Annotated in this window: 16 protein-coding genes; 8 read left to right on the top strand and 8 right to left on the bottom strand. The window is 59.6% G+C overall.

All coding sequences use genetic code 11. The features are described 5' to 3' along the window. Positions 1 to 65 precede the first annotated feature (65 nt). The 3 genes from KZJ38_RS25460 (at position 66) to KZJ38_RS25450 (ending at position 2,531) form a co-directional block, all read left to right on the top strand. Positions 66 to 1,598 (top strand): hybrid sensor histidine kinase/response regulator, encoded by a 1,533-nt coding sequence (locus tag KZJ38_RS25460; protein ID WP_246642000.1) that lies wholly within the window; start codon positions 66 to 68, stop codon positions 1,596 to 1,598. A 156-nt stretch (positions 1,599 to 1,754) separates the two neighbouring features. Next, a complete protein-coding gene (locus tag KZJ38_RS25455) occupies positions 1,755 to 2,267 on the top strand; it encodes a MarR family winged helix-turn-helix transcriptional regulator (RefSeq protein ID WP_246641999.1) in 513 nt (170 codons plus the stop codon). 54 nt (positions 2,268 to 2,321) lie between these two features. Next, complete coding sequence (locus KZJ38_RS25450; protein WP_219802551.1) at positions 2,322 to 2,531, top strand: hypothetical protein; 210 nt, start codon at positions 2,322 to 2,324, stop codon at positions 2,529 to 2,531. 108 nt (positions 2,532 to 2,639) lie between these two features. Here KZJ38_RS25450 and KZJ38_RS25445 read toward each other — a convergent pair whose 3' ends face one another. The 3 genes from KZJ38_RS25445 to pdxR all read right to left on the bottom strand — a co-directional run bounded on the left by KZJ38_RS25445 (position 2,640) and on the right by pdxR (position 8,322). After that, positions 2,640 to 4,532, bottom strand: a complete 1,893-nt coding sequence (locus KZJ38_RS25445; protein WP_219802549.1) for a right-handed parallel beta-helix repeat-containing protein — start codon at positions 4,530 to 4,532, stop codon at positions 2,640 to 2,642. Positions 4,533 to 4,992: 460 nt separating this feature from the next. Next, positions 4,993 to 6,663 (bottom strand): thiamine pyrophosphate-binding protein, encoded by a 1,671-nt coding sequence (locus tag KZJ38_RS25440; RefSeq protein ID WP_219802548.1) that lies wholly within the window; start codon positions 6,661 to 6,663, stop codon positions 4,993 to 4,995. A gap of 174 nt (positions 6,664 to 6,837) precedes the next feature. Then, positions 6,838 to 8,322 (bottom strand): MocR-like pyridoxine biosynthesis transcription factor PdxR, encoded by a 1,485-nt coding sequence (pdxR, locus tag KZJ38_RS25435; protein WP_219802546.1) that lies wholly within the window; start codon positions 8,320 to 8,322, stop codon positions 6,838 to 6,840. A gap of 95 nt (positions 8,323 to 8,417) precedes the next feature. Between pdxR and KZJ38_RS25430 the strand changes: the two genes are divergently transcribed. Then, positions 8,418 to 9,077, top strand: a complete 660-nt coding sequence (locus KZJ38_RS25430; RefSeq protein WP_219802544.1) for a pyridoxamine 5'-phosphate oxidase family protein — start codon at positions 8,418 to 8,420, stop codon at positions 9,075 to 9,077. 203 nt (positions 9,078 to 9,280) lie between these two features. Here the strand turns inward: KZJ38_RS25430 and KZJ38_RS25425 are convergent, their stop codons facing one another. Then, positions 9,281 to 12,325 carry an amino acid adenylation domain-containing protein gene (locus KZJ38_RS25425; protein ID WP_219802543.1) on the bottom strand — a complete coding sequence of 1,015 codons (3,045 nt, stop codon included), beginning with the start codon at positions 12,323 to 12,325 and terminating at the stop codon, positions 9,281 to 9,283. 521 nt (positions 12,326 to 12,846) lie between these two features. Beyond that, the gene (locus tag KZJ38_RS25420) at positions 12,847 to 13,755 is read right to left on the bottom strand and encodes an alpha/beta fold hydrolase (RefSeq protein ID WP_219802541.1); all 909 of its coding nucleotides are present in this window, start codon (positions 13,753 to 13,755) and stop codon (positions 12,847 to 12,849) included. Between the two features lie 88 nt (positions 13,756 to 13,843). Between KZJ38_RS25420 and KZJ38_RS25415 the strand changes: the two genes are divergently transcribed. Next, positions 13,844 to 14,233, top strand: a complete 390-nt coding sequence (locus KZJ38_RS25415) for a MerR family transcriptional regulator (RefSeq protein ID WP_219802539.1) — start codon at positions 13,844 to 13,846, stop codon at positions 14,231 to 14,233. Positions 14,234 to 14,266: 33 nt separating this feature from the next. On the opposite strand, the gene KZJ38_RS25410 is transcribed toward KZJ38_RS25415, so the two are convergent. Further along, the gene (locus KZJ38_RS25410; protein ID WP_219802538.1) at positions 14,267 to 15,010 is read right to left on the bottom strand and encodes an SDR family oxidoreductase; all 744 of its coding nucleotides are present in this window, start codon (positions 15,008 to 15,010) and stop codon (positions 14,267 to 14,269) included. Between the two features lie 100 nt (positions 15,011 to 15,110). Between KZJ38_RS25410 and KZJ38_RS25405 the strand changes: the two genes are divergently transcribed. Next, complete coding sequence (locus tag KZJ38_RS25405) at positions 15,111 to 16,040, top strand: AraC family transcriptional regulator (RefSeq protein ID WP_219802536.1); 930 nt, start codon at positions 15,111 to 15,113, stop codon at positions 16,038 to 16,040. Positions 16,041 to 16,099: 59 nt separating this feature from the next. On the opposite strand, the gene KZJ38_RS25400 is transcribed toward KZJ38_RS25405, so the two are convergent. Continuing rightward, the gene (locus tag KZJ38_RS25400) at positions 16,100 to 16,282 is read right to left on the bottom strand and encodes a hypothetical protein (RefSeq protein ID WP_219802535.1); all 183 of its coding nucleotides are present in this window, start codon (positions 16,280 to 16,282) and stop codon (positions 16,100 to 16,102) included. A 464-nt stretch (positions 16,283 to 16,746) separates the two neighbouring features. Between KZJ38_RS25400 and KZJ38_RS25395 the strand changes: the two genes are divergently transcribed. Both KZJ38_RS25395 and KZJ38_RS25390 read left to right on the top strand, forming a co-directional pair. Next, a complete protein-coding gene (locus KZJ38_RS25395; protein WP_219802533.1) occupies positions 16,747 to 19,749 on the top strand; it encodes an autotransporter family protein in 3,003 nt (1,000 codons plus the stop codon). Beyond that, entirely contained in the window at positions 19,718 to 20,614 is an 897-nt protein-coding gene (locus tag KZJ38_RS25390) for a PhzF family phenazine biosynthesis protein (RefSeq protein ID WP_246641998.1), read from the top strand. Before KZJ38_RS25395 ends, KZJ38_RS25390 begins: the two co-directional genes overlap by 32 nt. A gap of 115 nt (positions 20,615 to 20,729) precedes the next feature. On the opposite strand, the gene KZJ38_RS25385 is transcribed toward KZJ38_RS25390, so the two are convergent. Continuing rightward, positions 20,730 to 21,311 (bottom strand): hypothetical protein, encoded by a 582-nt coding sequence (locus tag KZJ38_RS25385; RefSeq protein WP_246641997.1) that lies wholly within the window; start codon positions 21,309 to 21,311, stop codon positions 20,730 to 20,732. Between the last annotated feature and the right edge of the window lie 282 nt (positions 21,312 to 21,593).

Below are 21,593 nucleotides of genomic sequence, written 5' to 3'. Positions count from 1 at the left end.
TTCTGATCGTCGCACCCCGTGGAAGAGATGCCGAAGTGGTCCAGCGCGCGCTGTCCCGTCAGGGAATGGAATGCACCATCTGTCCGGACGTGGGGCAGCTGGTCGCCATGATGGACGAAGGTGCGGCATGCGCGCTGATCGCCGATGAAGCACTGGACGCGCGCGCCCTGACCTCGCTGGACGCCTGGCTGAACGCGCAGCCGCCGTGGTCCGATTTTCCGTTCGTCCTGCTGGTGGGGAATGGGAAAAAAGGTGTGCTGACCATGGAAGGACGCCGGCTCGAGGTGCTGGGCAACGTCATGCTGATCGAACGGCCCGTGAGCGGTGAAGCCCTGGTCAGCGCGGCGCGCAGCGCACTTCGGGCGAGACGGCGGCAGTATCAGACACGCGCCATGATCGCGGAACGAGCCGCCGCCAATGCCCAGCTCCTTAGCGCGGCCCGGCAAAAAGACGAGTTTCTCGCCATGCTTGCGCACGAGTTGCGTAATCCGCTCGCGCCGATCCGTAACGCAGTGGAAACCATCCGGCTATCGAACGAGACACTGCCGGCTCGCGTGCTGTGGGCCCGCGAAATCATCGAACGTCAGAGCCGCCAACTGGCGAATCTTCTCGAGGATCTGCTCGACGTGTCGCGTATTACCACCGGCAAGATCACGCTGAAACGCGGGACGATCGAACTCGGGTCGGTACTCACTGCCGCGATCGACGTGGCGAAACTGTCGATCGATTCGCGCCACCACGAACTGGTCGTCGACCTGCCTGATAGCCCCGTCTATCTGGATGCAGACCCGACGCGCATGGCACAGGTCTTCGGCAATCTTCTGGACAACGCGGCGAAGTACACGCCTGATGGCGGCCGCATCGCCATCCGCGTCAAAACCGGCGAAGGCAAGGTTGTCATCTCGGTCGAAGATAACGGCACGGGCATCTCCCCCGAAGAACTCGTGCAGGTATTCGAACTGTTTTCGCAATCCACGCGCGCACTCGATCGCGCCCAGGGCGGCTTGGGAATCGGCCTTTCCGTGGTCCGATCGCTGATCGATATGCATGGCGGCACCGTCGCAGCGTACAGCGACGGCCTCGGGCGCGGCGCGCGCATCTCGGTTGTACTACCGATGGTGCCCGCGTCGTCGCGGGACATCGATCGTCCGCCGGCGAAAATCGGGCAGGCTCAACGGCAGCGCTTGCACATTCTGGTGGTTGACGACAACGTCGATGCGGCGAGTTCGCTGTCGATCCTGCTTGAGATCAGCGGACACCACGTGCGCACGGCGGCCGACGGTCCTCGCGCCCTGAAAGAATGCAGCATCGCGCAGCCCGACATCGTATTGCTGGATATCGGCTTACCCGGCATGGACGGCTACGAAGTCGCGCGGCGGTTAAAGGGCATGCCGGTCATGTCGCAGGCAGTTCTGATCGCCGTCACCGGCTATGGCCAGGCAGACGATGTCATGCGGTCGAAGGACGCGGGCTTCGATCATCACCTCGTCAAGCCGATCGAGCCTGAAAATCTGATGGCGTTGTTCGACGGCTTGCGGCCTCGCACGGAAGCAAAGCGTCAGGACGCCGACGCCAAGGGCGGGTTGACGGTCCGATAGCTTCCACGCCACCGACTGCAGCTTTCACGGCATCCTCATCGTTATCGTCATTCATTGCGCTCTGCCCGATCAGTCAAGACGCTGGCGTCTGCTGGGCAAGCCTTGCTCGCTAAATAATATTTGAGTATTCAATATCGATCGGATGCATACGCATCCATGTACGATGCGTGGGAACGTGAATATTCAACTATTCCCCCGATCGCAAGAAAAATGACAGCCATCGATTACGCTCTGATCAACGAAAGGACGTCACAAAAAGGACGGTGCAACGCAACGGCGCTGCGCAAAGCCATGCGCAAAATCTCTTTGCACTACGACGCGTACCTCGCGCCGTCCGGTCTTAAAGTAACTCAGGTGTCGATTCTTGTCGCAATCGAGCGTGCAAGCTCGCCCACCATGGGGGAACTTGCCGATGAGCTGGTGCTGTGCAGAAGCGCGCTCACGCACAACCTTCGTCCGCTGGAAAGGGATGGAATGGTTTCGGTGCAACCCGATCCGAACAACCGGCGGACGAGAATCGTGCGGCTGACATCAAAAGGTTTAAAAAAGCTGCAGGATTCGATCGCGTACTGGCAGATCGCGCAAGACCGCTTCGAGAGCGCGTTCGGCAAGCGAAAAGCAGCGGCGCTGCGTGCTGTGCTCAACGAAGTCCACAGCATTGATTTCTGAAAGCCGTCGGCCGCCATTCTGTACGGGCCAATGTGATTGGTAGGATGTCTACATATGTGGAAGAAGCTCGTTCATCTGTTCATGAAATGGACTTTCGGCAAAGATTCCGGCGATACGGGAATCGATGTCGCGGCATGGATGGACGAAGGACGGGCCGCTTACAAGACGAAGGCGGCATGTCCCTACGCAAGAGGCACGCGTCAACATAAAGCATGGATGCGCGGCCGGTCGGAAGCGGAACGCGAAGACATGATGCTCTGGTAGCACGAAACAGGCTGAATAGCCTCGACAACGCCCTTTAGAACGCCTTACGCACTACCGAACCGCCGCGCAGGGCTTGCAACCGCTGCGCGGCGGCGAATTCGCGATCGCCTATGGGTGGGCCGCCGGGCTCGCGACGACAGGCGGAGCCTGCATCGCTGCCGGCGTACCGAACAATGAAGGCATGAAACCCGCTGCGATTGCAGGCGACGACGGGGAAAGCTTGAAGTCGTCGAAGGTCTTACGGTCGGCGTCGGCAATCGAATTCACAAACACGACACTGCTTGCGTCGAAGACTTGTCCGGGAATGACGAACGGTTGCGCGCCGGGGTCGATCGAGGCTACGGTTCCGTTGATCACGATGTTACGGCTGAACACGTTCCCAACCGGAGCGCCGAGGTGGTCCTGAAGAATATTGGGCAGCGTCGGATATTGCGTCGAATACGGCGGCTGGTTGTAGGGCACTGCGCGCAACTCGGTCTGGAATATCCCGCTCGGATTGACGACGTCGGGGTTCTGCCATGACAGCCCGCGCGAATCGACAAGCAGCGCCGGCGAGAGATTCGCAAAGAGATTGTCTTGCACGATGTTGTCGCGACCGCCGCCGATAAACACGGCCTGATTCACGCGCGAGAACACGTTGCGGCGTATCGTGGTGCCGCTTGCCTCGTCATCGAGATAAACGCCGGCTGTCGCTTGTGGCTGAGTCGTTGTGCCGATGTCATGAATAAAGTTGTCTTGAATCACGTTCCCGCGTGTGGTCCAGTCGCGGCCCGTGTATATCGCTCCCGCATCGGCGGTTTCGGTAACGACGTTGTAGATCTCGTTATCCGAAATCACGTTATTGTTGCCGGTGAAGATGATGGCCGCGTGCGGACCCGAGTAGATCGTATTGCCGCTCACGCGATTGCCTACGCCAGCCAGATTGACCGCCGGACGATACGCATGCGTGCGCCGCGCGAAGTCATGCAGGTCGCTGTTGGTCAGGAACATGTTGCCCGGCGCGAGTGTCGTGCGATTGCCATTGACCATCACGATGCCGCCCTCGCCGGTGTGCGCGAGCTTGATCGAGTCGAAGCCGCTGCTGCCCGCGTTAGAAAACGCGCCGCGATCTCCCATATTGGTCAGGATAACGTTCTGCACCACGATGTGGCCGCCGCCGTTCAGATCGATACCGTCACCGCGTGCGATATCGAAGGCAAGGTTGCTGATCGTAAGATTTACCGCGTTGTTGACCGTGAGCAGCGTATCGACGACCGACACCTGCACATCGCCGCTGGCCATCGGAAAGGGCGGCCAGAGAAACACGCGCGCCGTGGCCCGGTCTACGTAGTACTCACCCGGCTGATCGAGTTCCGAGAGCGCATTCTGGATCACCACCCGTTGACCCGCGAGCAACCCGAACTCAGGCGCGGGCGCCTGCAGCGTGAGTGCGCCCGAGGCACTCACCGACGTGATCGGAATCGTCGTGTCAGCCCAGTCTCGTGCCCAGTAACCCATGGCCTCGAGATCCGGTTCACGCTGCCACGCGCTGGTGTTACCGCCCGCGACGGTGAACGTGATGCCCGTTGGCCCGTTCGGCAACGACTGAATCTTGGCGAAGCCTGTGTTGGGCCAGCGCGCCAGGGTCATCGGCGCATCACGGAAGAAGACTTCGAGCGGAGCGGGGGTGATCGGGATGTTATAGCCATGTCGCTGCCTTACGCCGAGATCCGTGATGCCGTTACTCTTGAGACTCGCCACGACTACGCTGCCTCGTGACGCAGACGGCAGCCGCGCGAGCGACGCGGCATCGGTGACGGGCGTGAAACCGGTTATGAGCTTGCTGCCCGTAATGGTGGCCCGGCCACCGCTGGTCGCGCCCGTAATCGTGATCGGTGTGCTGCTCCACGTCGGGTCGGGAGACAGCACAAGCGGCGCCGTGAGGCGATAGGTGCCCGCCGCAAGGATGAAATTCAAACTATCGATGCCGCTTCCCACGAGCGCCTTGTTCTTGTTTAGCAAGGAAAGCGCATCGCGCAGGCTTAAGTTTGGCGAGGTCAACGTGACCGAACTTGGTGCAGACACCTGGCCGCTTTCGCGTGCATTGGTCGCCGCGGCTGTCAAATTTACGTCCATTGCCATGCACGGCGTATTAAACAGAATAAGCGTGAGAAGTGAGAAAAAAATCGAAAATAATGACGCACGCAATACTTCGTAAAAAGGAAAATCTTCGTAATTCAATAAGCTCGGCAATGAGCTCGCGACGACTTTACTTACACGTGCGTGATTCCGGATCAGTCCACAGCGAAGGGGGGGAATGAACGACATGACGGTTCCTGCGGGTTAGAGAACCTTCAAACCCTACCCGAGGCTGCGCGATTTTGGTACTCAATACCTGGATAGGTTTATCACAACTACCATTAGCATATAACGCATCAAAAATGTCATTGCTGTGACGGTTAAATTGTCGAAAGTAATTCGCTTAAGCCTTCTGCACACCGGAGTCGATTACAACGTCGAGCAGGCACGGGCGACCCGACGCAATAGCCTGTTTCAAGGCCTCAAACAGGATGGAAGGATCGTCGACCTTTCTCGCCGTCACGCCCATCCCGTTGGCCATCGAGACAAAGTCGAGTGGCGGTTTCGTGAAATCCATTCCGAGAAAACGATCCGTCCCTCGCATCGCGACAAGCCGCTCCTTGATGATCCGATACGACCGGTTGTTTGCGATGACATAGGTGATCGGCAGATCAAGATGGGCTGCTGTCCAGAGCGCCTGGATCGCGTACATCGCACTGCCGTCGCCGATCACCGCGACGATCGGCGAACCGGGTCGAGCGAGAGCCACACCCACTGCACCGCCCATACCGAAACCGAGGCCACCGCTAGCCAGGCCAAAGAAACTGCGAGGCTCGTTGACTTCCAGCACGGAACTGAGCAAGGGCGCGAGCGTCGGCGCCTCCTCCACCACGATGGCATGCTTCGGCACGGATTCCGCTATCGCTTGTGCGAGAAAGCTAGGGGCGATCGGCACGTTCGTCGACAGCGAAGACGAGCTCAAGGCCTGTGCTTTACGGGCAGACCAGTTGCGCTTCGACATCAATTCGAGGCGCTGCTGTGCGTCGGCACGCTGCTCGATGGTCAATCCCGCGTCCACTCGGGGCAATATCGCGTTAAGAACCGCTTTGACGCCTCCGCGGATCGCGAACTCGGTCGAATAGTTCTTGCCAAGCTCCCACTCGCGTTCACTAATGTGAACCACGCGGAGATGTTCGGGCATCGGGTCGGTTTCGCTGTAAGCGGACATGCGCAGGAGATCGCAGCCGAGCGCAATCAACACATCGTGCTGGCCGAGGATCTCACGAACCTTTTTCTGATTCCTGGTGAGGTCGCCCATGAATGCCCGATGGCGAACCGGGTATCGCGTGTTGTACGGAATGGGCTCGTGATATACGGGCGCTCCTAGCATTTCCGCGAACGCTTGGGCCTCTTCGAATGCGTCCTGCTCAGCCAACTCACGGCCAGCAATGATTACCGGCGAACGGCTTTGGACAATGCTCCGAACGACATCGTCGAGATCGTGGTCCGCGGGCGTTCCATGAGCTCGAACGCGGGTGCTGTGTCCAAGGTCGAGGTCGCGTTCCTCATCCAGAACGCTTCCAGAAAGACTGAGAAACACAGGTCCGAATGGCGGGGTCAACGCAACCTTTGCGGCCCGTCGAACCACGCGCGGAAGATCTTCTACACGTTGGATCTCATACGCCCACTTGACGAGCGGCTGGGCGATCGGCACCAACGGTTCGTATAGCATGGGCTCGAGCAATCCGTAGCCCAATTCATATTGCCCTGCCGTCACGATAATCGGGGAACCCGAGAATCGCGCGTTATACAGCGCGCCCATCGCATGTCCAAGACCGGGTGTGCAGTGCAGGTTACATGCCGTCAATTTCCCCGAGGCGCGCGCGAAGCCGTCAGCCATCGATACCACAACCGATTCTTGCAACCCGAGAACGTACTCGATCGACGGCGCGTCCGGCATGGCTTCCATGAGTGCCAGTTCGGTCGTTCCCGGGTTCCCGAAGATATGAGTGACGCCTTCATCCTCAAGGAGTTTCAGAAAGGCCGTCCGGCCGTTGATCAGTTTGGTAGACATAGCAATCATTCCCGTTAGATGCGTCCTGCATCGGTATCGAATGATTGGTCTTGACGGAATGTATGTCCAATATCGATTACGCCGTTATTGATACCTATCCGCTATCACAGCTCCGTGAATCAGCGAAAACTCATAACGTCTCCTTTGCTTGACTGCCTGACATAAAGACAGAGATTACTCCCGGCGCCTGGCGCGATTCGCCAACGCCAACTGAATCACCGTGCGGACCTGCTGCGCCAACGGGTCCATGCGGCTTGCGGGAACACTGCCGTACCCGAACACCAGTCCGTTGTATCCGGTCTGCGTCCCAGGCAAACAGAACCGCGACAGCGCGCGCAATACGAGGCCATGCGTGCGCCCTACACTGCTAACTTCGGTGTCCGCCACGGGCACATCGAGTCTTGCCGACAGATGCATGCCGCCGGCGCCACCCGACACCGTCAGCAGACCATTCACGTGCCGCTGCAATGCATCTTCCAATGCCATGCGTCGCTCCGCATACAGCCGCCGCATACGCCGCAAGTGCCGCGTGAAATGGCCGGCTTCGATGAAGTCGGCCAACGCCAGCTGTTCGACTATGCGTCCACGCAACATCAAGGCTCCCGCCGTGCTGCGAAAGGCCGGCGCAAGCGCGCGTGGCAAAACCATAAAGCCGATGCGCAGCGCCGGAAACATCACCTTGCTGAAGGTGCCGAGGTAAATCACCGGCGCGTCGTCGGCAAGCCCTTGTACGGCGGCGAGCGGCGCGCCATGGTGGCGAAATTCGCTGTCGTAGTCGTCCTCGATGATCAACGCGCCGGCCGCGCGTGCCTCGGCGATCAACGCAAGCCTGCGTTCGAGGCTCATCACGGCGCCAAGCGGATACTGATGCGATGGCGTGATGTAGATGAGTTTCGGCGGTGTATCGCGCCAGTGTTGTGGATCCGGCGCCAAGCCGTCGGCATCGACCGGAATCGGAACGAGGCGCAGGTCGGCAGCGAGAAATGCGTTGCGCGCGCCGCCATAGCCGGGGTTTTCCATCCACGCGATGTCGTTCGCCTCTGCCAGCGCGCGAGCGCACAGATCAAGCGCACTTTGCGTGCCGTCCGTCACAAGCACCTGATCCGCGTCACACCGTACACCGCGCGACACGCGCAAATACTCTGCGATGGCCTGGCGCAACGTCAAATTGTCATCGCGTCGCATGTAGCCGAGTTGCGCTGCGCCCGCAGCGCGCCACGCACGCTCGACGCAGCGCCGCCATTGCGCAAGCGGGAATTCGTCGAGCGCCGGTGTACCGGGCAGAAACGGAAGCGGATCGTCCATGCCTGCACCGGGGCGCACGATGTCGGCGACGCGTTTCGAGAGCACCGGCGTCTCGCCGGCCATGACAGCAGGCGACTGCTGCAGGCCGACCCTCGCGACTACTGTGCCTTGTCGCTTCGCATGGACGAAGCCTTCTTCGGCGAGACGTTCGTATGCGTAAAGCACCGAGTTTCGCGCAACGCCCAGGTCTGCAGCGAGTTCGCGCGTCGGCAGCAGGCGTGTGCCTTCACCGATGTCCCCCTTCAGAATCGCGGCGCGCAGGCAATGATAGAGGCGCTGCTGCTGCGGAATGCGCGCGGATGCGTCCCGTCCCGCTTCGCGCTCGAAATTCGACAACATGACCGCGTAGTCCATCGTGGCTCCAGAAATACGCTTGACGGTGGGTCTACACATGGTGCCACGGTTTCATTACTGTTGACCATCCCGATTGATGATTGGAGAACCGGAAGATGAGCACAATCGACGCCACCCCGCCGTCCGAACGTACGCGGGTGCGCCGTGTCGCGCAACGCGGCTGCTACGACCGCGAGACGCTGTACGCGATCGTCGACGCAGCGTATGTGTGTCACGTCGCGTTTGCCGACGAAAACGGCGTGCATTGCATTCCCACCGCATGCTGGCGCGAAGGCGATCATCTCTACATACACGGCTCCAATGGCAGCCGGATGCTGAAGCTGGCGGCGCGCGGCGCCCAGCTATGTATCACGATCACCCACCTCGACGGGTTGGTGCTCGCGCGCTCGGCGTTCCATCATTCGATGAATTACCGGTCCGCCGTCATCTACGGCGTGTGCGAAATCGTGGAAGGCGCGGCGAAGGCCTCGGCCCTCGATACGTTCGTCGAGAAGATCGCGCCGGGACGTTCGCGTGAAGTGCGGCCCGGAGACGCAAACGAGCTTGCCGCGACCACCGTGCTGCGTGTCGCGATCGACGAAGCGGCGGCGAAGGTACGCACGGGCGGACCGAAGGATGACGAGGCCGATATGACTCGCGAGGTGTGGGCCGGCGTCTTGCCTTTGGCGTTGCAACCGCTGACGCCGATAGCCGATGCCGCACCGACCGGTACGCCCGGCTATGTGCAGCAGTGGCATGAGACCGCATGTGCGTAGACGGCCAGATTCATGTGACTTCCGTGGAGTGTGCTGATCTACGTAAAGACGCTTGATCGGTTTGGCTTATTCCAGGCAGTGTGTATGCGTCGCATTGGATGCACCGGCCAATGTGTTGAATGTATTTCCCCGAAGACGACTGGCAGTTTTTGAGGCTGATCCCGACTACCGGGCTCAGCCTCACAAGCTGACTTCTCGCTAGCCTAGGACGTTGCCGCCACGAAGCCGATCGAGTTCTCAAGGTACCGGGTCAGTTCTTCTTCGTTAAATCGCGGCTCTTCAATGCCACTTCCCTTGAGGAAGTTCGTCACGTTCTTGCAATCCCAACGATAGGTATCCTGGTACAGCTCTACCGTGGAGCGCCCGTCGTACATGTTGTCCCGGAACAGACTCAGCAACGGATAAAGCGGGGCGTCGCGGTTGTCCTTCCAGTTGCTCAGCCATTGCGCGAACGGAATGACGTCGAACTTCACGCCGACATGAGGCTCGAGCAACGCAAAGAATTGCTTCAACGTGAGATTGTTTTTGTCGGAATGAATCAGGTTGAATTTCTTCGTCAGAGCCGCCGGGTTCCTTGAAATATGGGCAATTGCGCGCGTCATATAGTCGACGGTCGTCAGACCTTCGCGCAGATCGTGCAGGTCGGGTATCGCGCCGAACTTGATACACGTTTCGACGAGACGTCCCCACCATTGATAGCTCGCACTCAGTCCCGTGCGGCTGTTAAACGTCGCGTAGCCCAACCGGAATGTCATGAGCGGCAGCCCGTGCGCGGCGGCGAGGTCGGCAATTTTCTCCATTACCCACTTGCTGCGCACATAGCCAATATCCGTCAGGACCGCGGGGAAGTTCTGATCGATATCGTCCTCTTCCGTCATGACGGTCTTGCCGGTGTGCAGATGGCCCCAACTGTAGACGGATATCGTCGACAGAAGAACCAGCGCCTTCAGCTTGTCGTTGGCGGCAAACGAGATGATCTGCTTAAGACCGTCTACGTTGTCCTTCTTCATGTATGAATAAGGCTGAATGAAGTTGACGGCGCTGGCGGAGTGATAGATCACGTCGACTTCGCTGGACAGCTTGAGGTAGTCGCCATGCGCCATGCCGAAGCCGGCGAGCGAAAGATCGGCAGCGTGCGCGATGACCCGGCTACGGTCCTCGATCTGGATTCGGTAAGTCGAAAGCTTGTCGTCGATTCTCGATCTTGCTTCGGCATCGTTGGCAGCGCGCACCGGGCAATGGATGATCGCCTCGGTCGTCGCAAGCAGATCGGCAAGCAAATGAGCGCCGACAAAGCCGGTCGTACCGGTCAGGAGGATATGACGCGGCTGCTTCAACCGTTCGATGTCGAACGGTTTGTTCAGCACGATTGCAGGCGGCAGCTCGATATCGTTGCGTAACTCGTGAATGGGCTCGCCGTCGATCTTGGGCAGTTCCGTTTGCATTTGCATCCTCGACCGCAGATGCGCGGCAAGCGCGGTCACCGTCTGATGCTGGTACACGTCGCGAATATAGACTTTGGTGTTGAGCCGTTCCTCGAGCGTGATGACCACTTCGGCAACCAGCAGGGAATGTCCGCCTATGTCGAAGAAGCTGTCGCGGCGGCCAAAGTCGCCGTGTTCCAGCACCGTGCGAAAGACGTCGAACACCAGCCGCTCCATGGAATTCGCGTCTGCGTATCCGTCGACCGGCGCTACCACGCTTGAGGTGTACTGCGCGCGCAATGCGGCTTTGTCGGTCTTGCCGTTCACGGTAAGCGGCATGGCGAGCAGTTCGATGTAGCGCGCCGGTCTCATGTAATCCGGCAGATGCGCCCGCACGTTTGCCCTGATCGATTCGACAACCTGCGCAAACGCGCCAGGCGCTTCGCCCTTCGTCCCGTTGTTCGCCGCGCTTGTGGCCGCGTTAGTGACGAGATAAGCGATCACCTCTCTCGTGAGATCGGCGTCCCCGCCTGTCACGATAACGGCCACCTTGTCGACACCTTGCTGAGTCGCAAGAAACGACTCGATCTCGCCGAGTTCGACACGGTTTCCGCGAATCTTCACCTGCTCGTCGCCGCGGCCGAGGTATTGAACGGTTCCGTCCGGCAGCCACCGTGCGAGGTCGCCCGTGCGATACATGCGTGCTCCGGACCGGCTGGGGTGCGGAACAAATCTCTCGCGCGTCAATCCGTCGTTATTCAGGTAACCGCGCGCAAGACATGAGCCGGCGATGAACAGTTCGCCGGCTTCCCCGCGCGGCCGTTCCTTGAACTGCTCGTCGAGAATCAGTATTTCTGTATCCGTCACCGGGCGGCCAATCGAGTCCGGCTTTCCTGACGCCGAACCGGGTACGTGATGAACGGTCGCGAAGATCGTGGCCTCCGTCGGCCCGTAATAGTCGATTAGCGAATAGGAGACGCCTTCGGTATCGACTGGCTTCAGCTTCTCACCCGCCGTGAACAGGTACCTTAGCGAGCTGGCGCGATTGCGGGTGGCGTTGACCACGTTGGGGACCATCACGGTCGGCACGAACGCGTGCGTAATACCGTTCTCGCGATAGAAATCCGTCAGCAAACCGATATCCAACCGTTTCTCATCGTCCAGCACATGCAAGGTCGCGCCCGCGCAGAGCGGCGACCAGATTTCCCACTGGCAGACATCGAAACCAAGCCCAGCCATCAACGTATGACGGCTATTCGACGTGACCTCGAACTTGTCGTTATGCCATTGAATGAGACGGGCCACCGCGTGGTGCTCGACAACGACACCTTTGGGCACACCGGTCGTGCCCGATGTGAAAATGACGTAGATAGGCTCTGCGGGGGACGGGCGCGCCGGCAACGAAGTCTTGTTCGCCGGTGCCTTCGCCGATAGCGAAGCGATGTGCACGCGGATCCACTTGTCGAAGCTTTCACTCGCGCAGTCGTCGTGCTCACCGGAAGTGCTCAGAAGGATAGACGATCCGCTTTGCTCGAGAATGAGCTTCTTCCTCTCACTGGGGTGTTTGTAGTCAATTGGAACGTATACCGCATTCGCCTTCAGGACACCGATGATGGCCACGATATAGTCGATTGAGCGCGTCGCTTCAATGGGAACCAGCGCTCCGCTACTTACGCCTTGTTCAAGCAGAAAGTGAGCAACTGCATCGCTCCGCGCCGCGAGCTCGCCGTACGTCAGGATCGTCTGTCCACTTGCTAAAGCGATTGCATCTGGTGACGAGCTAACCCGAATATCGAACAAGTCCAAAACAGTTTGGGTGATCATGTTTGAGCGTTCTCATTTGAAAGACATGGCTTAGGCCGGGAGAGGCGAACGTCTTTGACGCACGGGGCTATGCATAGCGTGCTTAGCTGGAACTGCGCACGATCGACTGCAAAACGAGCGGGCGTAGCAGTCGCTCTTTCAGTCAAACTTCAATCTTTGGAACCACGCGTCGTTGCAAAACGTAGCTGAAATCGAGCGTTGGCAAAGTGAACAATTGTGACGTCAGTCACCATGCATTTCCCTGTCGCGTTTATTTCGTTTAATGAGAACTCAAGAACCTTGCGGCTAAGGATTGTTCGATACGTCTGTATTGGTAGCGGCTATGCGACGGTGGCTCGACCGATTAGCCATTAATCATTGCAAAACGATGAATCGAACTTTCGGCTTCTTCTAATAGGTTTTATGTCGCCTGGCAGTGCGCGAACCGCACCGATGTCTGCATAGATTGCGAAGCTAATGAAACGGCCCCGGGTCGCCCCAGGGCCGCTGGTGTGAAACTCGGTATCAAACCGGTGATCGGTCTATCGCCCGGACGCCGACTTCACAAATCTGGCCAGATCGCGATTGAAACGATCGGGTTCCTCAATAAAAGGCGCATGACCCGACTCGGCGTACACCTCACTCACGATGTGTGGATTCAGCGCCGTCGCACGGGCAAGCGTCGCATGTGTATCGACCAGTGCGTCCCGGCCGCCATAGATAAACAGCAGCGGCACACGCGCTTTTCCGAGCCCCTCAGCGGCGAACACCGTCATCGTCGGAATCTCTTTTTGCATGTCCCACGATGCCATCGCGGCATTGGCAAGCAGGCGGTCGAACGTGTCGGCATCCGGCTGACGGTTAAAGCACAGTCCGACGAAGGTGCGCTCCCCGTCCAGATGCGTCTTCAGCTTTGGAGAATTCATGTCCCCGTAGACCTGCGCATGGTTGACGATCTGATCAGCCGTCAGTTCAACCACACCATCGACGTACACGGCGCCAGCGATGTTGCGGTCGCCATACGTGGCGAGGTAGTTGGAGATCACCACTCCGCCAAGCGACCAGCCCACCACCACCGGTCTCTGCGCGTGCGAGCCCTTGATCACAGCCGCGAGGTCGTCGCCCCAGCGGCGTCCATCATGATACGGCGCAGCGCCTGATGGCTTGTCCGACAGACCGTGTCCGCGCAGATCGTACGTAATGAGCCGGTATTGGCGCAATTCGGGGCTCTGCACTTGCGCTTCCCAGTTCAAACGACTGCCGAGCAAACCGTGGACGAAAATGATCGCAGGGCCGTTGGGGTTACCGCTCTCCTGAACCGCCAGCTTTACCCCATCCGTCGATGTAACCGTATAGGTCGTAGAAGCAGCGACCGCATCGGGGACGGACGTGAACAGTGTGACCGCCGAGACCGCGGCAAACAGCCAATGTAAAAGCATTCGGGCCTGCATGGAGCCTTCCTCAAAAAGTGGACAGTCCACGCAGTCTCAACCCTCACGCTGATGTGAGGGTCAAGCGATTTGTGCTAATGTACTTTTCATGAACGGGATGCCCTCACAGGAATTGCTGACGATCGGAGAACTCGCGCAGCGCACTGGCGCCAGCGTGCGATCGATCCGGCACTACGACGAACACGGTCTGCTCGCCTCGGCGCGTGCGAGCAATGGCTACCGCATGTTCCCCGACAAGGCAGTCACTCAGGTCAAGCAGATTCAGCGCATGATCGCGACCGGTTTCACCATCGACGATATTCGCGGATTTCCGGACTGCATGCTGCTGATCGAAGGCGCACGCTCATGCGATCAGATCAGCGATGTCCAGCGGCAACGCCTCGAAGCCATCGATCGTCAGATCGCGGACCTGGAACGGCGTCGCTTGAGGCTGATCAAGACGTTGTCGGAAGGCGCATTTCCGCCGGTCGAGGACTGAAACGGATCGACGGTCGAAGGGCGCTCAGGTTTTTCAGCACGACTCGGCCAACGCCACGGCGTCCGCGCCAGCGGCAACGCGGACTGGACACGATGCGTCGTTCACCGCACGCCACACTGCTTCCGCCACATCCAGCGCCCGCGTGATTAACGACGGCTGCCCCATTCCCGCGAAGACACTTTGTGCGAACGCGGCGTACGCCTCCGGGGAATTGCCCTGCATCCGGGATCGCGCGTTTGCGCCAAACGACGTTTCCGGCGCCCGGCCGGGCAGCACCAGGCTCACGCGCACATTGAACGGTTGCAACTCCAGCGCCAGAGACTCGGTGAATGCGTTTATTGCTGCCTTGCTTGCCGTATACACAGACAACAAAGGAAGCGACTTCAACGTCACACTCGACGTGACGTTCACGATGACCCCTGCCTTGCGTTCCCGGAACTGAGGCAGCACCGCCTGCGTCATCGCGATTGTCCCAAACGTGTTCGTCTCGAAGACCTCGCGAGCGACTTGCATCGAGGTGCCTTCCAGCGCACCCAGCATGCCAATCCCCGCGTTGTTGACCAAAGCGTCGATCGGCCCTGCGGCCTGCACCGCCTGGCGGATGCTGTCCGGGTTGGTGACGTCGAGAGCGAGCACACGCAGACGCTCGGAACGCCGCATCACATCGTCGCGCGGCGTGCGCATGGTGGCGACGACCTGCCAGTCGCGATCGAGAAAATACCGGGCGGTTTCGAGGCCAAAGCCGGATGAGCATCCGGTAATCAGGACGGTTTTCATTAGGAGACCCTGCGGGTTGATTGCGGAACCGAAACGATAAGCCGCCACAGCCGGACTTGCTACAATCGAACGTCCATGTTTTGTTTGCGAGAGTCCAATCATGAGCGATCCCTTGGCGGAAGTGGTTACGCTGCTCCAACCCGGCGCGCGGTTCTCAAAGGTCGTCAACGGTGCGGGGTCGTGGGGTGTCCGCCGCTCGGAAATCGGACAGCCCTTTTACTGTGTGATCCTCGAAGGTTCCTGCCGTCTTGCAGTCGTCGGACAGAAGCCAATCGCCCTCGAGGAAGGCGACTTTGTGCTGATTCCCGCGGCGTATGACTTCACGATGTCGAGCCTTAAGCGGGTGACATCGAAGGACTTCGATACCGCGCCCGTTCAGCTGTCCGCCGGCGAATTCAGAGTCGGCATTCAAAGCGGGCCGCCTGACGTTCGACTGCTGGTGGGCCACTTTGCCTTCGGCTCGCCCGACGCGGCCTTGCTCGTGTCGCTTCTTCCGCAACTTGTGTACATTCGCGCGCAGAAGCGGCTGGCCACGCTCGTGCAGTTAGTGATCGACGAATCGCGCGCGCAACGTCCCGCGCGAGATGTCGTGCTGGCGCGACTGCTGGAGATTATGATGATCGAGGCGCTGCGCTCTACTGCGGGCGCAGCGGCGCCCCCCGGGCTTTTGCGCGGACTCGCCGACGAACGCCTCGCGCTCGCCATACGACGAATGCACGAAAGTCCGACACAGCCGTGGACCGTTGCGCAGCTGGCAAAAGAAGCGGCACTGTCGCGCTCGGCATTCTTCGAGCGATTCAGCCGCGCGGTGGGCGTCGCGCCGATTGAATACCTGCTCGCGTGGCGCATGGCAATGGCGAGGCAATTGCTGCGGCGTAACGAGTGCAGTGTTGCCGAGGTGGCGCAACGCGTCGGCTATAGCTCAGGAAGCACCTTTAGCGTCGCATTCACCCGCCATGTTGGCATGTCGCCTACGCGCTATGCGCAAGAGCAGATGCGATCTGCGAATGCCGCAATGGATGTCGTGTGAGCCGAACCGGATCATCACGCGGCATGCGATCTACGGATTCCTGAGGACCTTGCGCGCCACTAAGCGATCGTAGGCAGACCCTGGACCAGCACGACCGTAAATGCGACGCCAAGCAATGCGCCTAGCACGCGTAGCGAATTGAACTTGAGTGCCGAGTTGCACGGTATTGCATTGAACAAAAGCGCGCCGGCGAGTGCCATCGGGAAAATGATGATGCAATCACACACTGTGAAATAAGACATGACTGTCTCCTTCAATTGTATTTATCGTGCGGCCGATGGGCCGTAGAGATATCGATGAATGGCTGGGCAAAAGGACGACATCCCCGCATAGCCGGAGGCCGGGGAAGGTGGGAATGGTCGACGCAGACTTCAGCGGTTCGTCAGTGCGGGTGTCGGGGAGGATGGAGGGAGAGGCGTGACATGGTGAATCCTTGTTGCGGATGCCGTCGGCGACGGCATGAATAAACTTTAATCAGCTGCAACTGGAGGATGAAGTTCGTCCTCTTCAATTTCATGCTCGAACGGCTCATTTGGGTCGAGTCGTGGTCGCGAGCGCACTGACCACACGGGACATCGGTACGGCCTCTCCAGCACTTTTGTTCGGGCTCACGCTTGGCGCACGCCGGGAATTCACAATAGTTCACAATCGCTGCAAGCCATTCTTGTTACCGTCCGCGCGGTACCGTCCACGTCAGAGAACGAGAATGAAAAAGCGCGCGCACCGGTTTCAAGCTTCGCAATTTCACAAAACGCAATTTGCACTTTCTGCTTTTACGCTGGCGCTTGCCGCCGCTTTCCCGCAGACCACGCTGGCCCAGACCGTTCCTGTTCCGACGGCAGACAGCGCTGCCACGCTTCAACAGGCATTCATTCAGGATCCCGCGGGATCGACGGTCGTGCTGACAGCACAGATCAACCTCGTCAACTCCGGCTCCAACATCACGTTTTTTCCCGGGCCGGTTCAAGGCATGACCATCGATGCCCGCGCGTTCCCGATTGTGGGACTGTTCAGTTGGGGAGGCTCAACACTGAACACCGCACTTGTGACGCTTCTGGGCACATACCAGGGAACCAACGGCACAGGCAGCACAAGCGGCAGTAATGCGTTGTCGGTAATACACCAAACGATCACCAACGACGGCTCGATTACCGGGGGTTCCAGCGTATCCGGCAACGGAGGTAGCGCCGTGTCGCTGTCCGGAGGCGTGTTCGTGAACAACGGGACAATCACCGGAGGAGAGGCCCTCAGCGCCACCGGCAATGCCGGAGTCGGCCTCGGTATGGCAATGGCGATAAACGGATTTGTGAATCTGACCAACCACGGGACGATCCAGGGTGGAAACGGCAATGGGCGCGGTGGTGCGTCCGGCGTTTCCCTAGGCACGATCGGCGGTGTGGTACTAACCAACGATGGCACGATTCGCGGCGGCTCCGATTTGCTGGGTACGCTCGCAGGCGGATCGGCGCTCCAGATTCGGGCGAGCATAAATGGCTCCAACGTCATCTCCAACTCGGGGACGCTCATCGGTGGAAATGATGCCGCTGCCATCGTCAGTTCGGGCGCCTTCAGTTTGACGAATAGCGGCACCATTCAGGCCGGCGCCGGCCACGCCAATGCGATCCAGTTCACTAGTGGAACGGGTGCACTTACGCTCGAGCTGGACGCGGGATCGGTAATCGTTGGCAACGTTGTTGCCAATGCCGCGTCGACCAGCAATGCGTTGATTCTGGGCGGCAACGCAAACGATGTCTTCGATATTTCTTCGATCGGCGCCGCTGCGCAGTATCAGAACTTCAATACCTTCACGAAGACGGGCGCGAGTACCTGGGCTTTGACCGGTACCGGCACGACCGCTACGCCATGGACGATCCAGCGAGGCACGCTGCAGATCGGTAACGGCGGCACGAGCGGCAGCATCATCGGCGACGTGACCGATAACGGCACGCTTGCGTTCGATCGCAGCGATGCGTTCAGCTTCGACAATCTCGTTACCGGAACAGGTTCGGTGAACCAGGTTGGCACGGGCACGACGATTATCACCGCCGCAAACGCGTACTCGGGCGGCACGAATGTGCTGGCGGGCACGCTCGCCGTCGGCGATGCGGCGCACACTAACGCAAGCATTGGCTCCGGCCTCACAACTGTCGCGGCCGGTGCGACGCTTGGCGGCTACGGCACCGTGTCGGGCGCGGTGAACAACGGCGGCACGATTGCGGTAGGGAACGCGCTGGCTGCGTTTGCCGCGAGCAACGCGGGCACGTTAAACATCGGCGGCGATCTGAGTAATGCGGGCATCGTTAATCTTGCGTCGTCGACGGGCAAGGCCGGCAATGTGCTCAATGTGGCTGGTAACTACACGGGTACGAACGGCCAGGTTGTGCTGAACACCCTGCTAAACCAGGGCGGCGCCGCATCGCAGACCGACAGGCTCGTTGTGGGCGGTAACGTTAGTGGCACGACGGCGATCAAGGTCAATCAGTCGGGTTCGGGCGCAGCAACCGTCGGCGATGGTATCCAGCTTGTGCAGGTTGGTGGCACATCGGCCGCCAACAGTTTCCATCTGGCCGCACCGATTCAGACCGGCGCGTTGCAATACCTGCTGTTCCAGGGTGGTGCGACGGACGCAAACGACTGGTACCTGCGCTCGCAATTCGCACAGCAGACAGCCGCCGATTCCGGCGCCCCGGGCTCGACGACGGCGCCGCCGGCCACCTCAGCCGCAGCCACGGGCCCGATTGCCTACCGCCCGGCTGTGGCGGGCTATACGGTCACGCCGCTGCTCAACGCGGACTACGGCTATGCGATGCTCGGCCGCCTGCATGAGCGTGTCGGCGACGTTGCCAGCCTCGACGCCGCTCAGCCCGCGCACAGCAACGGCGTGTGGGGGCGCATCGGCGGACAGAACGTCGATGCCGATACCGGCAACCGCTTCTCAGCCGACGAGCGCACGTTCTTCGCGGAGTTCGGCAAGGACTGGACGCTATCGCGCAACGCCAACGGCGGCAGCACGCATGCGGGCGCAACCGTGAGCTTCGGGTCGACGTCCGCGACGTTCGCCGACAGCGTGCGAAGTTTTGCGGGATTACCCGATGGCACAGGCAGCGTCGAAACGCAGGCGCAATCGATTGGCGGCTACTGGACGAAGTACCTGCCGGATGGCAGCTATTTCGACGGCGTCGGGCAACTGACGCATTACCAGAACCGCTACGGCGACATCTTCGGTGACAGCGGCAGCCAGAACGGTTTCGGCGCAGGTGTTTCTGGAGAAGTGGGCAAGCCGTTGGCGCTTGGCTCGACGGGCGTGGCGATCGAACCGCAAGCGCAACTGCTCTATCAATACCTGCATCTGAACCACTTCGACGACGGCATCTCGGACATCAGCTCGAACACGACGAACGGTTTGCGCGGCCGCATCGGCTTCCGCATCTTCAAGGCAAACCTGAGCAACGATTCGAAGACCTCAACTCTCACGCCTTATTTCACCGCTGACGTATTGCACGACTTTTTCTCGCCAGGACAAACAACGGTCGGCGGCACGTCGTTCGACAACGAACTGGGCAAGACCTGGTACGACCTCGGCGTCGGCATGACGGGCAGCTTCGGGAAAAGTTCGGAAGGCTATGCGAACGTGAAATACGCGCACAACTTCAGCGGCGAATATCGTCGTACCGTGTTTGCGCAGGTCGGTTACCGGTATAGCTGGTAAAGCGAATCGCCTGTGTCGATGGCGAGGTGTATTCTGCTCTACCCTGAGCTCATCTGATTCGTCTCGACCGACTATGAAAACCCATCGCATGCTTTGCTTTGGCCGCAATAACACGAGCGGCAACGCTGCGATCGTCGTCGAGGAATCCGCGCTGGCTGAGCACGAACGGCTAGCGTTCGCTCGTCGTCAGGACGCAAACGCCACGGTGTTCGTGGAAGCAAATGCCGCTGGCGACATGCAGCTCGACTATTACTATCCACACACCCGCAGCCCGCTTTGCCTGCATGCAACGCTCGCGGCGAGCGCGGTTTTCTTCGAGCAGCATCCGGGTACTGGACGAGTTCAGTTCGTCACAAGCATGCATCGGCAGGTGCTCGAGATCGAGCGCGCTGACGAAAGCATTTTCATTGGCGTGAAGCCGCAGCCTTGCTCGACACTGCCCGCTGACCTCGCGGAAACGGCCCGGCTGCTGCGCACCGGGCAGGCCGACTTGATAGGCACACCGCGCCTCGCCTCCGTGGGCAGCGCAAAGCTGCTGGTCGAAGTGGCAAATCAATCGGTGCTGAACGCGTTACACCCCGATCTCGAAGGCATCACGAGCTGGAGCCGCAAACAGGGCGTTTCCGGCATGTACGTGTACTGCCGCGTTCAAGATGGTGTTTACGCGGGTCGTAATTTCAATCACCTGGAGCCGCGCTTCGAAGATGCCGCAACGGGCGTCGCGGCAGGCGCGTTGGCCGCTTCGCTCGAGCGGAGCATCACGCTCTTGCAAGGCGACGCACTCGGCCAGCCATGCACAGTTCTCGCCCGATACACGGATGGCGCCGTGCAGATCGGAGGACGCGCAGTCAGGAGCGCAGTCTAAACTTGCAGACGCCGGCTAGGGTCTTACGCTGACATTCGAACGTCAGGCCTCACGGCATCTTGCTGTTCGCGATTGGCGGGAATTCATGCCGCTTGCATGATGTACCCATGGCCGCCTACTGGCAAACATGAGTTCGGGTGATGTCGAACGGCTTGGTCGACACGATGGAGTCGGTTTCCACTAGTTCGCGAGCGGAAATTTGAGTGTCGTCATTAACAGGTTGCACGATAATTTCATAGTCGTGCCCATGCTGAGGTACGAAGGTACTAGCTTCCCTGGGGAATTTCTCCGCGTATATCTTCGTGCCAATCATGACTTGGGCCACCATTACCGCGCGAACGGTCAGCGGCTGGTCGGCCGGAACGATGTATTCGTTAAAGTAAGCGATGGCATCGGATGGCACGGGCATTCCCACGGTCTTGTTGACGAAACTCGAAAAGCCCAGACGCGATACCGTAAGCCGGTTTGGATCATGCTTCGGCACACAGCTCGTATTAAAGAAAAACTCGGCAGTCGATCCCCAGTAGACACGCACCCGGGCCTCAGTTTCAGGATGATAGGATGCCGCGGTCCGGCTGCCTGAAGCCGCGCAACCGGAGAGGATACCTATGCTTGCAAGGAAAACGAGGCGTGGGAAAGCGGAAAGTTTCATTGCGATCGGAGTGTTCGAGGTTCGCCGCGAGACGCGAATGTTCACGGTGAATTCGATTTATCGACCGCAAGCCAAGAATCTTTAGCGGCTCGCTTCCGGTTTTCCGAATATTGGGCAATGCGCGCGAATCTGGAGTTCGCCAAAACCTCGGGCTATGATCGCGCGTCCACGATGGAGAAGTACGCACGGCCAGCTGTCAAGCCAGTTGCGCCAGCCCGCCGCACCGAGGCAGTGCAAACCACGCCCGCCGCAGCGCCCTTCCGTCCATCGATGGCACAAACGACCAGGAAAGCGCGACGAGTCAAGCGACTCGCGACGCCGCATCGT

Origin of the sequence: Paraburkholderia edwinii, from assembly GCF_019428685.1 — a bacterium.
In the GTDB taxonomy this organism is placed as follows: domain Bacteria; phylum Pseudomonadota; class Gammaproteobacteria; order Burkholderiales; family Burkholderiaceae; genus Paraburkholderia; species Paraburkholderia edwinii.
Note: the sequence above shows the minus strand (reverse complement) of the source record. Positions and strands in the feature narration are given on the sequence as shown.

Excerpts from the sequence above, each read along its gene's own strand:
- KZJ38_RS25460 (WP_246642000.1), top strand. The coding sequence starts at position 66 with ATGGAATGCACCATCTGTCCGGACGTGGGGCAGCTGGTCGCCATGATG.
- KZJ38_RS25455 (WP_246641999.1), top strand. The coding sequence starts at position 1,755 with ATGTACGATGCGTGGGAACGTGAATATTCAACTATTCCCCCGATCGCA.
- KZJ38_RS25450 (WP_219802551.1), top strand. The coding sequence starts at position 2,322 with ATGTGGAAGAAGCTCGTTCATCTGTTCATGAAATGGACTTTCGGCAAA.
- KZJ38_RS25440 (WP_219802548.1), bottom strand. The coding sequence starts at position 6,663 with ATGTCTACCAAACTGATCAACGGCCGGACGGCCTTTCTGAAACTCCTT.
- pdxR (WP_219802546.1), bottom strand. The coding sequence starts at position 8,322 with ATGGACTACGCGGTCATGTTGTCGAATTTCGAGCGCGAAGCGGGACGG.
- KZJ38_RS25430 (WP_219802544.1), top strand. The coding sequence starts at position 8,418 with ATGAGCACAATCGACGCCACCCCGCCGTCCGAACGTACGCGGGTGCGC.
- KZJ38_RS25425 (WP_219802543.1), bottom strand. The coding sequence starts at position 12,325 with ATGATCACCCAAACTGTTTTGGACTTGTTCGATATTCGGGTTAGCTCG.
- KZJ38_RS25420 (WP_219802541.1), bottom strand. The coding sequence starts at position 13,755 with ATGCAGGCCCGAATGCTTTTACATTGGCTGTTTGCCGCGGTCTCGGCG.
- KZJ38_RS25415 (WP_219802539.1), top strand. The coding sequence starts at position 13,844 with ATGAACGGGATGCCCTCACAGGAATTGCTGACGATCGGAGAACTCGCG.
- KZJ38_RS25410 (WP_219802538.1), bottom strand. The coding sequence starts at position 15,010 with ATGAAAACCGTCCTGATTACCGGATGCTCATCCGGCTTTGGCCTCGAA.
- KZJ38_RS25405 (WP_219802536.1), top strand. The coding sequence starts at position 15,111 with ATGAGCGATCCCTTGGCGGAAGTGGTTACGCTGCTCCAACCCGGCGCG.
- KZJ38_RS25400 (WP_219802535.1), bottom strand. The coding sequence starts at position 16,282 with ATGTCTTATTTCACAGTGTGTGATTGCATCATCATTTTCCCGATGGCA.
- KZJ38_RS25395 (WP_219802533.1), top strand. The coding sequence starts at position 16,747 with ATGAAAAAGCGCGCGCACCGGTTTCAAGCTTCGCAATTTCACAAAACG.